13 protein-coding genes are annotated in these 13,860 nt (G+C 50.3%); 12 read left to right on the forward strand and 1 reads right to left on the reverse strand.

Going from position 1 to position 13,860, the window contains the following annotated elements; genetic code table 11:
- Window positions 1–14 precede the first annotated feature (14 nt).
- From proC to ABNH18_RS09935, 4 genes are all read left to right on the forward strand, one after another.
- The gene (proC, locus tag ABNH18_RS09920; protein ID WP_349382660.1) at window positions 15–824 is read left to right on the forward strand and encodes a pyrroline-5-carboxylate reductase; all 810 of its coding nucleotides are present in this window, start codon (window positions 15–17) and stop codon (window positions 822–824) included.
- A 175-nt stretch (window positions 825–999) separates the two neighbouring features.
- Complete coding sequence (locus tag ABNH18_RS09925) at window positions 1,000–1,548, forward strand: YggT family protein (protein WP_349382661.1); 549 nt, start codon at window positions 1,000–1,002, stop codon at window positions 1,546–1,548.
- 179 nt (window positions 1,549–1,727) lie between these two features.
- Window positions 1,728–3,191 (forward strand): sensor domain-containing diguanylate cyclase, encoded by a 1,464-nt coding sequence (locus ABNH18_RS09930; protein WP_349382662.1) that lies wholly within the window; start codon window positions 1,728–1,730, stop codon window positions 3,189–3,191.
- An 81-nt stretch (window positions 3,192–3,272) separates the two neighbouring features.
- The gene (locus tag ABNH18_RS09935) at window positions 3,273–3,746 is read left to right on the forward strand and encodes a PaaI family thioesterase (protein ID WP_349382663.1); all 474 of its coding nucleotides are present in this window, start codon (window positions 3,273–3,275) and stop codon (window positions 3,744–3,746) included.
- A gap of 109 nt (window positions 3,747–3,855) precedes the next feature.
- Here the strand turns inward: ABNH18_RS09935 and ABNH18_RS09940 are convergent, their stop codons facing one another.
- Window positions 3,856–4,791, reverse strand: coding sequence for a hydroxymethylglutaryl-CoA lyase (locus tag ABNH18_RS09940; RefSeq protein WP_349382664.1), 936 nt, complete (start codon window positions 4,789–4,791; stop codon window positions 3,856–3,858).
- A 329-nt stretch (window positions 4,792–5,120) separates the two neighbouring features.
- Between ABNH18_RS09940 and ABNH18_RS09945 the strand changes: the two genes are divergently transcribed.
- The 8 genes from ABNH18_RS09945 to ABNH18_RS09980 all read left to right on the forward strand — a co-directional run bounded on the left by ABNH18_RS09945 (window position 5,121) and on the right by ABNH18_RS09980 (window position 13,531).
- Complete coding sequence (locus ABNH18_RS09945) at window positions 5,121–5,975, forward strand: esterase/lipase family protein (RefSeq protein WP_349382665.1); 855 nt, start codon at window positions 5,121–5,123, stop codon at window positions 5,973–5,975.
- An 84-nt stretch (window positions 5,976–6,059) separates the two neighbouring features.
- A complete protein-coding gene (locus ABNH18_RS09950) occupies window positions 6,060–6,509 on the forward strand; it encodes an OsmC family protein (RefSeq protein ID WP_349382666.1) in 450 nt (149 codons plus the stop codon).
- Between the two features lie 189 nt (window positions 6,510–6,698).
- Window positions 6,699–7,838: an acyl-CoA dehydrogenase family protein gene (locus ABNH18_RS09955; RefSeq protein ID WP_349382667.1), complete on the forward strand. Its 1,140-nt coding sequence runs from the start codon at window positions 6,699–6,701 to the stop codon at window positions 7,836–7,838.
- A gap of 402 nt (window positions 7,839–8,240) precedes the next feature.
- Window positions 8,241–9,092, forward strand: coding sequence for a hypothetical protein (locus ABNH18_RS09960; protein WP_349382668.1), 852 nt, complete (start codon window positions 8,241–8,243; stop codon window positions 9,090–9,092).
- Between the two features lie 152 nt (window positions 9,093–9,244).
- A complete protein-coding gene (locus ABNH18_RS09965) occupies window positions 9,245–10,186 on the forward strand; it encodes a HamA C-terminal domain-containing protein (protein WP_349382669.1) in 942 nt (313 codons plus the stop codon).
- A 2-nt stretch (window positions 10,187–10,188) separates the two neighbouring features.
- A complete protein-coding gene (locus ABNH18_RS09970) occupies window positions 10,189–12,387 on the forward strand; it encodes a DEAD/DEAH box helicase (RefSeq protein WP_349382670.1) in 2,199 nt (732 codons plus the stop codon).
- Between the two features lie 169 nt (window positions 12,388–12,556).
- Entirely contained in the window at window positions 12,557–12,976 is a 420-nt protein-coding gene (locus tag ABNH18_RS09975) for an SRPBCC family protein (protein WP_349382671.1), read from the forward strand.
- 243 nt (window positions 12,977–13,219) lie between these two features.
- On the forward strand, window positions 13,220–13,531 hold the full coding sequence (locus ABNH18_RS09980) for an EthD family reductase (protein ID WP_349382672.1): 312 nt from the start codon (window positions 13,220–13,222) through the stop codon (window positions 13,529–13,531).
- The last annotated feature ends 329 nt before the right edge of the window (window positions 13,532–13,860 follow it).

The following is a 13,860-nucleotide window of genomic DNA, read 5'->3' on the forward strand; positions in this document are numbered from 1 at the left end:
AGGACTGCGCAGTTATGGCACAACAACTAATCGGATTTATCGGCGCCGGCAACATGGCAACCAGCCTGGCCGGTGGCATGGTGGCGAAAGGAATTCGCCCGGCCCGTATCTGGATGAGTGATCCCTCCAAAGACCGCCTGGACGAAGTCGCCCAGCTGCACCGGGTGCACGTGAGCACTGAAAACCGTGATGTGGCCGGGCGTGTGGATGTGCTGGTGCTGTCGGTAAAGCCGCAAATGATGGAACAGGTTTGCACGGATCTGCGTGATCTGATTGCTGACCGCCAGCCGCTGATTATCTCCATCGCTGCCGGCGTCACCGTGGGTAACCTGCGCAAGTGGCTGGGCAGCACCCCGATTGTGCGTTGCATGCCCAACACACCGTCACTGGTACAGGCTGGGGCCACTGGCCTGTATGCCGCCGATGACGTGAGCGATGCACAGAAAGCCATGGCCAAGGAAATCCTTGGCTCCGTGGGCATCGCCTTCTGGTTCGATGAAGAGAAAGAGTTGGATGCGGTCACCGCCGTGTCTGGCTCTGGCCCGGCCTACTTCTTCTTGCTGATGGAATCGCTGATCGAAGCGGCCAAGGCCCAGGGGCTGGATGCCGCCACCGCCCGCCAGATGGTACTGCAAACCGCCTGGGGCGCCGCCCAGCTGGCCATCACCAGCGAAGCCGGCCCGGATGTACTGCGTCAGCAGGTTACCAGCCCCGGCGGCACCACCGCCGCGGCGCTAAATGTGTTTGAAGAAGCCGGTTTCCGCGAACAGGTGCAGGCGGCCGTGGCGGCGGCGCGGGAGCGGTCGGAAGAGCTGGCGGGGTAAAAGGCGAAGTAACGAGTTGCGAGAAGCGAACCCCAAACCGGTTTTGGTTTTCGTCACTCGTCTCTCGCTTCTCGTTACTGTTTTTTGTCCACCCTTTGAAATTTGCCCCCCTTGCCCCAAACTCTGTCCCAGTTTCCGGCTAAACGCCGGTCAAGACATTGCAACGGAGTGATCCATGAACCCGCAGGGTGCCCTGGTCTTTTTGCTGGATTTCGCGTTCAGCGCCTACATCTTTATTGTACTGACCCGCTTCGTGCTGCAATTGGCGCGGGCGGATTTCTATAATCCGATCTCCCAGTTCGTGCTCAAGGCGACCAACCCGCTGCTCAAACCCCTGCGCCGGATCATCCCCGGCTACGGTGGCCTCGATGTGGCCGCGCTGGTGTTGGTAGTGGTGCTGATCATGCTCAAGGCGGTGCTGATTCTCGGCATCCAGGTGGGTGGTTTTCCGGCAGGTATCGGCGGGCAGTTGGTGATCTACAGCCTGCAGGAACTGGCCAGCCTGATCCTCAGCTATGTGTTCTGGGCGGTGTTGATTCGGGTGATTCTCAGTTGGGTAGCCCCGGACCCGTATAACCCGGTGGTACGGGTCATTGTGCAGGTTACCGAACCGATCATGGCACCGATTCGCAAGATGCTGCCGCCCATGGGCGGGTTTGATTTGAGCCCGCTGATTGTGTTGTTGGGCATCCAGCTACTGCAGATTCTGTTTAAGCTGCACTAAGCTTGTCAAAGTGGAAAAAGGCGCCGTATGGCGCCTTTTTTTGTTTCAGCGGTATCAAAAAGCGGGCCTTTCTCTGGTGCAAAACGTTGCAAGAGTTTTTACTTGTCTTGCGCCTTTGGTTACAACGTAAGAATAAACACCGTGCCGCTATACAGCAGGCGCGAATAAGAGGAACAAACATGCAAGACCGGGGTGATTTCAGCCTGACCGGCCTGAGAGAACTGCACCAGTTATCGCTGCTGCCCGGCGGGGATTTCAATGCACTGTATGCGGCTTACCTGGAGGTGGGGCGTAGCCTGCTGGGTCTGTCCATTGGCATTGTCAGCCGCATAAAAGACGGTGACTACGAAGTGCTAGCGGTGCAACCGGTCGACGATGGCATCAGCGTTGGCGATCATTTCCCACTGGGTGATACCTATTGCTCCACCGTGATCAGCAAGCAGGGGTCGGTGGCGTTGCACCATGTGGGCGAACTGGAAGAAATGCGCTCGCACCCGGTCTATGTGGGGATGCAGCTGGAATCCTATATGGCCGTGCCGCTTTATGTGCAGGGCGAGATTTTTGGCACCCTCAATTTCAGTGACCCGGTACCTCGCCGCGAGCCGTTTAGCATCGAAGAAATGGAGTTTCTGGAGTTGATGGGGCGATCCCTCAGCCAGGCTTTGGAGCAGGAGAAGCTGGATCAGCAACGGCAATTTGCCGTTAACAAGATGGAAGAGAACATGGCCCTGTTCGAGGGCGCGTTCCGTCATGCTGCCATTGGCATGGCCATCGTATCCCCGGAAGGGGGCTGGATGCGGGTTAACCCCGCGCTGTGCAACATTCTGGGCTATGACGAACAGGCCTTGCTGGCCAGTGATTTTCAGACCATTACCCATCCGGACGATCTGGAAAAGGACCTGAACCAGGTGCAGGCGCTGTTGGCAGGAAAGCGCAACAGTTACTGGATGAAGAAACGGTATTTTCACCAGGATGGGCATATCGTCTGGGTATTGCTGGCGGTATCTATTGTCCGCAACGCAGATGGCACGCCCCGGTATTTTCTCTCGCAGATTGAAGATGTGTCCGCTCAAGTTACCGCAGAGCGTGTTTTGCGCCAGAAGCAGGATGAGCTGGAGCAGCTCAATCAGGAGCTGGCGGACATGGCCCGCACGGATCCGCTTACCGGACTGAATAACCGGCTCGTGCTGATGGAAAGCCTGCGGCAGGAGTACCGCCGTTGTGAGCGTCGTGGCGAACCCATATCGGTGATCTTCATGGATGTGGATCATTTCAAGCAGTACAACGATAGCTATGGGCACATGGAAGGGGATGTGGCGCTGCAGGCCGTGGCGGCGGCGCTGCGCCAGGTGATCCGTGATACCGATGTGCTGGCGCGTTATGGCGGTGAAGAGTTTGTTGCTTTGTTGCCCTCTGCCAATGCGCAGGCAGCCGAAAACGTGGCGGAACGTTGCCGCCAGGCGGTAGCTGGCATTGCTTCGCTCAGCCAGCCGGTGAGCTTGAGCGTGGGCGTGGCGACGCTGATGTCCTGCGACGGAACGGATGCTGTGAGCAAGCCGGAAGCACTGCTAAGTGCGGCGGATCAGGCGCTCTACGCTGCCAAGGAAGCTGGCCGTAACCGGGTGCGAACGACATTGCTCTAACCGCTCCCGGAGTCTTTCTTATAAGGCGGAAGAGTCAGGAATCGTGGCGCTCAAGTTGTAAGTTCCAAATAGGAACTTATAATGCAGACAACGCCATTACCCCTGAGAATGACCATGAACCCTGCCACCATGACTGGCCTGGAAATCATGCAGGCCTTCGCCGCCGGCAAGATTCCCCGTGCCCCCATTTCTGAAACCATCCCCATGGACCCGGATACCGTGGCAGAAGGCCGTGTGGTCTTTATCGCGACCCCGGACAAGCGCCACACCAATCCACTGGGCGGGGTACATGGTGGCTTTGCGGCCACCGTGCTGGACTCGGTGACTGGCTGCGCCACTCACACCGTGCTGGCGGCTGGCGAGAGCTACGGCACCACAGACCTGAATATCAAAATGTGTCGGCCGTTGACGTTCGACAAGGCCTATAAGGCGGAAGGGAAGGTGATTAACCGGGGCCGCAGCCTGGTGATTTCCGAAGGACGCATCGTGGATGATGAAGGCAAGCTCTACGCCCACGCCACCTGCACTTGCATGATTATTGCGCTGCGCTCTTGAACGGTACCGTTGTTGATCACTGCTTTTGTAGGAGCGGCGCTTGAGCCGCGAATGGACTTGCGGTAACGCGGCTTTCGCGGCTCAAGCGCCGCTCCTACGATAGGCCTTGCTACCCTATGCAGGGCGTCTTGCCCTGTTTCTCCTGAGATGCCATCCAGTTCAGGATGCGCCCGCCTAGCGGTCGCTGGGTCGCTTCGGCGGCCAGAGCCACTGCTTCGCGAAGGCCCTGCACATCAATGCCGGTTTTCAGCCCGGCGCTTTCCAGCAGATAGACCAGATCTTCCGTGGCCATATTGCCAGTGGCGCCCGGCGCGAACGGGCAGCCGCCCAGTCCGCCCACGGACGCATCGAACCGCCGCACACCCAGGTCCGCCGCGGCCCAGGCCATGGCCGAGGCCAGCCCGCGGGTATCGTGCAGGTGCACATAGAATCGCTCGGCCCCGAATTCGCGGATCAGCGGTGCCATGATGTCTTTCATCTGCTGGGGGTTGCCGGCGCCAATGGTGTCGGCGATGGCCACCTCGTCGGAGCCGGCGGCAAACATGCGCTCGCTAAGCTGCTGGGGCAGCGTCACCGGCACCGGGCCATCGTAGGGGCAGGCAAAAGCGCCGGAGATATAGGTGCGGGTGGCGATGCCGTCGGCCTTGGCGGCGGCGATAATGGCCTCGCAGCTCTGCGCCGCCTGCTCCAGGCTCATGTTCAGGTTGCGCTCATTAAAGGAATCCGTGGTGGAGAGCACCAGCGCCACCGTGGGGTAGCCCGCATCCCGGGCCAGCTGGTAGCCCTTAAGGTTGGGGACCAGGGCCGTGTAGTGTAGAGGGGTATGCAGGTTGTCCCCTTTGGGCAGCAGTGGGGTGAGGGCGGCGGCATCGGCCATCTGTGGAATTGCCTTGGGGCTGACAAAACTCACCGGCTCCAGGTAACGCATACCCGCATCCACCAGCAATTGGGCCAGTGTCGCCTTGGTGGCCGTGTCCACGGTAACCGGTTGGTTCTGAAGGCCGTCGCGCAGCCCCACTTCATTGATGATTGCCTGGTCTGTCATGGTGCTCGCCGTCGTACCGAAAGGGGTCAGCAAGTGTGCCATCGGTGCAGGCATTGTGCATCATGGACGGATAAGCGGTAGTGAACGGTGCTGACAGCGCGGGTTGTCGAAGCAGCCCGATTGTCAGGAAGTGACCGGCGTAAACCCTTACTATGCAGAAAAATAAGGGCGGACGACGTGCGTTATCGCCATGCGATGGCTGGCATGGGCAAGGCGTGGGGGGAAGGGGACATTCTCTTCCTAGCTTGTCCTACAGTCATACCAACCGCACTGGATACGGGCCAGCATTAGCCTAGCGTCGCGAATAATAACAACGGAGTAATCACGGGATGGGTTTGATTCTTTTTTTGCTGGCACTGTTGGTGCTCACCACGGTGTCTGTCACCTTGGCGTTTTATCTGTGCTGGTACTACGACCGCCGCAGCTTTCCAGAGCAATCGGTGTTGCCCGGCGAGCAGCCGTTGCGGCTGTTGCCCGTGCTGCTCGGTATCGCCAAAGAGGCAGCAGCGTTGACCCTGCTGGTGGCCAGCTACCCGCTGCGCCTGATTCACGATACCTCGCCCGCGCGCAGCCGCCATCACGGAGAGCCACCGGTGATTCTCGTCCACGGCTACGGCGGCAACAGCGCCAACTTCCTGTTTATGCAATGGCGACTGAAGTGGCGGGGTTGGTCCAATGTGTATTCGGTGAGCTACACCCCGCCACACATCAATGCCCGTAAATTGTCTCAACAAGTGGTCGACCATGTGGAGCGCATCCTGGCCGCTACGGGGGCGGAAAAAGCCCATTTGATCTGCCACTCCATGGGCGGGCCGTTAACCCGCTATGCCCTGAAGAATCTGGGCCTGGCTGGGAAAGTGGACCGGGTGATCACCTTGGGCAGCCCGCACTATGGATCCCGCGTGGCTGGCCTGTTCCCGCCCTTGGGGGCCGCTGCCCAGCTTCGCTACCAGAGCCCCTTCGTGCGTGAGCTTGCCACGGAAGAAACCTGCCCAGGCGGCGCGCGATATTTTTCTATTTTCTCCAACATGGACAACTTCGTGTTGCCGGTGTCCTCCGCCGTGCTGCATGGCGCCGAAGAAAATGTGCATGTCCCTTATCTGGGGCACTGCGCGTTGCTCTATAGCACCCGGGTCATGGATCAGGTGGAGCGTTGCCTTCTGGCGCCCAGGAGTGACACCTGATCCAACATTGATCTGCCGCAAGGTTGCCTTTCCTCTCATGCGGGATCATGGTGAAAGTGATCACGTGAGAGAAGGAGTTCGACCATGAGTGAATACGGCGCAACGGTGGCCTGGCATCTGCAGCGGGGCACCGCCTTCGACTACGAACACTTCAACCGGGACCACGAGTGGACCTTCGCCGGCGGCGAAGTGGTACAGGCGTCTGGTTCCCCGGATTTCTACGGCTGCGCCAACCGGGTCAACCCGGATGAAGCCGTCATTGCCGCCACATCCAGCTGTCACATGCTGACCTTTCTGTCCATCGCCGCCAAGCGTGGTCTCACCGTCGTCAGCTATATCGATCAACCCGCCGGCACCGTGGAGAAAAATGCGGAAGGCCGAATGGCAATCACCCGCATCGTGCTGCGCCCCAGGGTGGTTTTCGACGGCGAAGAGCCGGACGGCCCGGCCCTGGAAAAACTCCACGACAGCGCCCACCGCAACTGCTTCGTGGCTAATTCCCTGAACGCGGATGTGCGCATCGAGCCGCTTTAGTCCATCCGTTTCCCCCAAACCTAATAGATTCTGTAGGCGCGCCCTTCCAGGGCGCGAACCTCCACCCGTCGGGACCGGACAGTCACCCGGCAGTGATGTGACCGACACCCCTTACCGCTAGAATGTGGGCCATTGTATTCCGGTCCACCCTGCGTGGTCCGCTTTCGTAGACTCACAGGACTAGCCAGCATGCTTGATCAAAACGAAATCGAACTGTTTCGCGATAACGTCAAAAAATTCCTCGAAAACGAAGTCGCTCCTCACTACGACCAGTGGGAAAAAGCCGAAATGTTCCCCCGCGAACTGTGGAACAAGATGGGCGAAAACGGCCTGCTGTGTGTGGACGTGCCGGAAGAGTACGGCGGTTTTGGTGCTAACTTCCGCCTGTCCGCGATCATCGTGGAAGAAGCTTCCCGTGCCGGCTTCGGCGCCCTGGCCTCCAACATTTCCGTGCACTCCGACATCGTTGCTCCTTATATCCTGCACCTGGGCAATGAAGAGCAGAAACAAGCCTGGTTGCCGAAAATGGTCACCGGTGAAGCCGTGGGCGCCATCGGCATGACCGAACCCGGTGCCGGCTCTGACCTGCAAGGCATGAAAACCCGCGCCGACAAAGACGGTGACGGCTACAGCATCAGCGGCCAGAAAACCTTCATCACCAACGGCCAGCATTGCGATGTGATCGTGCTTGCGACCAAGACTGACCCCAATGCCGGCTCCAAAGGCATGACCCTGTTCACCGTGGACTGCGCCCTGGACGGCTTTGCCCGTGGCCGCAACCTGGAAAAAATGGGTCACCACGCAGCGGACACCTCCGAGCTGTTCTTCGAAAACGTGAAAGTGGGCGCCGACCAGATTCTTGGCGGTGAAGGCAAAGGGTTTGCCAACCTGATGAACGAACTGCCGCGCGAGCGTTTGATTCTGGCCTTGGGTGCCATCGCTGCCTGTGAAGGCATGATCGAGCGCACCATCGAATACACCAAGGAACGCATGGCGTTCGGCAAGCCGATCTCCAGCCTGCAGAACACCCGCTTCGTGCTGGCGGACTTGCACGCCCAGGTCGTGGTGAACCGCGCCTACGGTGAACAGTGCATCGAGCAATATGATCGCAGCGAGCTCACCGCCACCAACGCTTCCATCGCCAAGCTCACCACCACCGAACTGCAAGGCGTAGTGGCGGACAAATGTCTGCAACTGTTCGGTGGGTACGGTTACATGCAGGAATACCCGATCTCCCGCGATTACGTGGATGCCCGCATCCAGCGCATCTACGGCGGCACCAGCGAAATCATGAAGGAAATCATCTCCCGGGACATTATCGGGCGGTAAGTCGCTTCAGATTTTCGAATAAAAAAACGCGGCCATCGGCCGCGTTTTTTTATGCCTCCTCTTTCTGTAGGAGCACCACTTGAGGTGCGAACCTTAGTGCAGTCAATTCTGACTAGTCCATGCTCAACAGAAAACCCGGCTTATTTGTAGGATATGGCTTACATAAAAATATAAGCGGTTGATATAAAGTGAGTTTCACTAGGGGAGAGGGTCAAGGAAGCGCAGGAAATAACTCGCTGCTTCGACTTTTTTCAGATGAGATCAATTCTCGACGATGCTCCAGGTCATTGTTCATGCTAGATATTTTTATTGATCTGAGTGCTACCTAGTAAAGAATTATGTCGAAAAAAGATATGTCGAATCGTTCGACTGAATACGCTGTTAGATTTCTTGGGAGATGAAGTGGAATACGCAGGTCGTGAATGGTGGTATTCGTACCGCGAGCTATTCGATGTTTGCTCGGAGAAGAAACTGTCCCGGGTTGCGGGAAGTGTACTTACACAATATTCAGGCTTGACCAAGGCTTGGGACGTTGAAGCAAATTCAGCATGGGTTTGCCGTACGTATCTCTGCACAAAGATGATATTGAATGCCACTGTTCTGACGAATGCACTTGAGCACAGTTCTGAAACGGGACTCAGAATTGCGAATCCTTACTACGAATACTACGCGGCGCTGTCTTTGATGAGGGCCGTTGTTTACACGCTGCCCACAGTTGAGTGGTCAGGTGGAGACCTCATCTCGATTTCTCATTCGCGAGCCATTAATTTAGCTTTTGATTGGCTCGCCAAGCTTGATCAAGCTACAGCGAAACGCTTGAAGGAGCTCGCGCAGCAGTTGAAGGCGCAGCGTGAGGTGATTTCATATCGTGCGCCGGCAAGTGGGGACTCGATTCTGGACGGTGAATACGATCTTTATGAATTGCTTACCATTCTGTCAGAGTTGACCCAGTTCAATACGGAACTACTTGAACAGTCCCTCTCCAAGAATGCCGATCCTTCAATGTTCGTGGTTAATAGGGAGTGCGTTGCGCAGCTGTCGACCTTTGAAATTGAAGGGTTAACCTTTCATGATTCAGAAGATTCTTACCGTCTCGACTATTTAAGACGCAAAATGCCTAGGCCCTTTAATTTGGCAGCAACAATGACCGAAGGGCAAACAGAGGACTTTATTGGTGCTTGGGACGCTGATGAAGAAGGTAAGTTTAATAACGGCGGTCCATGGGATTGGCAAAAAATCTTTGATGTGCCATAAGAAATCTAACAAATCGCTGCAGTGGACGTTTGACTCGCCACGCACTTTTGCTGCCGCAAAAGCACCCGTCGACTCAAACGCCCCTGAGCTCAGGCGTTAAACGTCTTTGTGCAAACCTCTAGATCAGCAATCAACAAAATTATGGAATATATATGAAAAATGGACCATTCGGTTCAAAGAATGTAATTGAATCGAAAATATCAGAAGATAAGCTTCAGAGCTTTCTAGTTGGTTTTGATCTAGATGATGATGGAGCTAGCAAATACAGGTGGTCTCAACTTGTAACTAAAATCACAAATGTAATCCATGAATTTTCATTCGGATTTCATGAGGGTACAAGCACTGAGAATACACAAACCCTTGAAAAAATTATTGAAGCTGCAAATTCTATTTATAAAATCGATGAATTCCAAAAAGTAAGAGATATTTATAAAAATAATGACCATATTGATGATGAGCTTGATGACAAATACCTCAGAAGAGGAGAGTTTGGCGAACTAATTCTTCATTTGATACTAAGAGATCACTTCAATACAGTACCTCTTCTCTCTAAAATATACTTTAAAGACTCGCTTGGCCATACAGTTCATGGATTTGACTGCGTACATATTGAACCAAAAACAAAAACACTTTGGCTAGGAGAGTCCAAGCTCTACCTTGATCCTAAGCGCGGATTGAGCGAACTCATAAAGGATATAGAAGAACATTTTAAAATTGATTACTTAGATTCAGAGTTTGGGCTGATTGCAAAGAAGATAAAGCACTTTGATAACATACCAGAGTCTGAACATTGGATAAAATTATTCTCATCTTCAACTAAGCTTAAAGACAAATTAAACGAAATCTATATTCCATTGTTATGCACATATAGTTGCGACTTGTTTTCAAAGTATGATGATGAGAACGATCCTAGCTTTATTGATGAGTATGAGAATAAAATCAGAGAATTACAAAAACATTTTGATGACAGAAACAAGCATCCGCTAAAGTCAAAATTACGAATAATAGTAATACTTCTTCCTGTTCAGTGTAAGAAAACACTTGTGAAAAAACTGCACCACAAACTCTCTCTCTTACAATCTGTTGGAGAGTAAAAATGACTGAAATACTAGAGAAAATTCAAACAGTAGCTGAATTCAATAATTCAGAAACATTTGATGTCTATCGTCATTGTGCAGCGACTTTGATTCAAGATGAAGAAGAAGGCATTAACCTTTTAATTCACATTTTAAACTCAAGGGAAAAGTTCTCAAAATCACTGGATGAAATGTTAGCTGACTTGGTAGAGTCTATTGGCTTCTACCCATACCTTAAAAAAGAAAGCTTAAATCTTTCGTCGACCAGTTCGAGAATCAGACAAGTAGCTAGTTTATCCTCAAACATACAAGACAAGTATTTTCACGAAGAGCAAAAATATGTCCTCGACTTATTGAATTCAGATAAGAACGTAATTGTAAGTGCTCCTACAAGCTTCGGAAAAAGTCTGCTCATTGAAGAGATTGTTGCATCATATAAATATAATAGTATTGTTGTAATACAACCAACATTAGCGCTATTAGACGAGACTAGGAAGAAACTTTCGAAATATGAAGAGAACTACAAAATAATAGTTCGAACTTCACAAGAAGCATCTACTGAGAAAAGTAATTTATTCCTTTTAACCTCAGAGAGGGTTAACGAATACCAAAATTTGCCAGATATTGATTTTCTTATTATTGACGAGTTTTATAAATTAAGTTCAAAGAGAGATGATGAAAGATCAGACTCTTTGAATAATGCATTCAGATATATTTTAGAAAAATTCAATCCTAAGTTTTATCTGTTGGGCCCTAACATACAGGGAATATCTAAAGGATTTGCAGAAAAATACAATGCTATTTTTTATAAAACAAGTTATAGCCTAGTTGGATGCGATGAAATAGATATATATCAAGAGCATAAAGGTAAATTCGGCGCGCAAGGAGAAAAGAAAAAATATAAGGAAAAAATATTATTTGACTTGCTTTATGACCTCAAAGAACAGAATACTATAATCTATTGCTCTTCCCCAGCTAGAGCCAGATATTTATCAGCTGAATTTTTAAAATACTTGATCGAAAAAAACGAATCTCCTAAAAATCGTGATCTGTCACTCATAGACTGGATAGAAACCTATGTCTCTGAAGACTGGACTCTTGTTGATTGTTTAAAATATAGAATTGGAGTTCACGATGGTGCATTACAGAAACACTTAACATCATCAATTATCGATTATTTCAATAGCGGGATACTGAAGACTCTGTTTTGTACAGCAACAATAATCGAAGGTGTCAACACAACTGCAAAAAATGTAGTATTTTTTGACCACAAAAAAGGACGAAATACTCCAATTGACTTTTTTGATTACTCAAATATCAAAGGTAGAGCGGGACGGTTAATGGAGCATTATGTTGGTAGAATATTTAATTTTAATCCAACACCCAAACATGATCAAGTATATATTGATATTCCTTTTTTCGAGCAAAATCCTATTTCAGATGAAGTGCTTATAAATATCAACAATGAGAATATTCTAGATAAGGAAAGTGAGCAATATCAATATTTGTCAAAAATTCCAGAAAATGAAAAGGAAATTTTTTCTAAGAATTCTCTCTACATTCGAGGCCAAGATTCGCTAATATCCAAGATTAGGCAAGACATAAGAGAACACTATGAGCTGATATGTTGGGATTCTACCCCAAGGTATAGACAACTTGAATATTGCTTAGGACTTGCTTGGGATTACCTTATAAAGCCAGGTGAAAATGTTAACCCAATGACAAAGAAAAAAATTGTTAAGGTTACTTTTGACTATGGGATCAATAAAAGCATCATTGAACTAGTAAAGAATAATTTTGTTTATAAGAAAAAACTTGAACGCTATGATAGCTGGAGTGATAAAGAAATACTTGATGAATCAATACGAGATAGCTTTCAGATTTTACGCCACTGGTTCCAATATAAAATTCCAAAATGGTTACTTGTTGTAAATGAACTTCAAAGGTTTGTGTGTAGTGAATTGGGTTTAAGACCTGGCAATTATACATTCTATGCAAGTTCAATCGAAAGTGACTTTGTTCGAGGAAATCTTACAATCCTTGCCGAGTATGGCGTCCCAAGATCAGCAATAGACAAAATAGAGAAATATATAGACAAAGATCTCAATCAAGATTTGGTAATAAAAGAAATCATCAATAAAAAAATACATGAAAAGCCAGAATTTTTAAGCTACGAGCGTGAAAAACTAATATCCAACTATACCGAAAAAGACGTTTAACAAGCCCATCCAAGCGACCACCTTCGGCGGCGCTTGATGGGGGCGTTGCTTCCTCCCCATCGAAAATAATACACAGTGTTGTCTATTTCCTTTCTCTCTATTCGATAAGTTACTGAGGCATAACCGCCGGCCTCTTTTGATGAATGAATAATCTCGATGGGGAGTTAGCATGAAGATTGTTATAGAAATGGAAGTGAAGGCGCCCTTGGGCCTGGTTTGGGCTGCCTGGGTAGGGGAAGAGGATATTGTTCAATGGAATTTTGCTGTTGATGAGTGGTGTTGCCCTAACGCAGAGCTGGACTTTCAGGTTGGCGGTAAATTTAGTTATCGGATGGAAGCCAAGGATGGTTCCGTTGGCTTCGATTTTGAAGGGGAGTTTACTGAAATAGCGCCATTCAAGTTGATTCGTTACAGACTTGGGGATGATCGTGAAGTTGAGGTTGCCTTCATGGAAATAGAAGATGGCGTTAAAGTTATTGAAGAATTTGTCGCTGAGGACGAAAATTCCGCCGAGCAGCAAAAGCAGGGCTGGTTAGGCATCCTGAGGAATTTCAAAAAGCACGTTGAAAGTAAGTGCAATGAACAATAGAGATAAGGGGCGCTTTGCGCCCCTTTTTCGGTATGGGGTAGGTCTTTAAAAAAACAATGAGACACGAACCAATGAGGCGATCCCTTTGCGCTGCTTCGCTTTACCCGCTTGGATATAATACTTTGGACGAATTTTTCCGTATTTTAGAGCGCTGTTTTTGCTACGTAAGTAGGTTGCGGTTATTGCTTTAAGCGGTGATTATTTAAAAAATTTTTAGTAAATGCTGAGGTTTGAGGAGAGGAAATGATAAAAGTAAGTGTTATGTATCCAAATTCTGAGAATGCGAGTTTTGATATCGACTATTATTGTAATACACATTTCCCCCTGGTTGAAAAACTGTTGGGGGAGGCGTTGAAGGGCGTTTCCGTGGATTATGGTGTTTCTGGCGGCGCGCCAGACGAGGCTCCAGGATTTATCGCTATAGGGCATCTGACGTTCAATTCAGTTGAGGGCTTTCAAGAGTCTTTTGGGCCTAACGCTGGTGTGATAATGGAGGATCTTGCTAATTTCACAAATATAGAGCCGAAAATACAAATAAATGAAATTAAAATTTAAAGCCACGGTTTGTCTGAAGGGTTATCAATAATAGGATAGCGCAGAGCGGGTGCTTATCTCTGCTGGTGCTGTCCGGCTGCGCCAATGTGGCCGGTGATGTCGCTAGGGCACTGGCAAAAAACAGGACACGCATAAATTAGACGACCGCTTACGCTGCGTCGATGGAATAGCTGGTGTTTGATCTTAGGCTCTGTCGTTAAGGGTTGTGCTTATGAACAGCAAGGAGATGTCATGACACAAGGTTTTTATTCCCAGAGCTATGGACGAGGCGTCCTATTGTCATAGTATCTGCCGCTGTGTGTGACGGGCCTTTATTGTTATGAGGTGGT

It is taken from the genome of Alcanivorax sp. (genome assembly GCF_040118815.1).
Taxonomy (GTDB): Bacteria; Pseudomonadota; Gammaproteobacteria; order Pseudomonadales; family Alcanivoracaceae; genus Alcanivorax.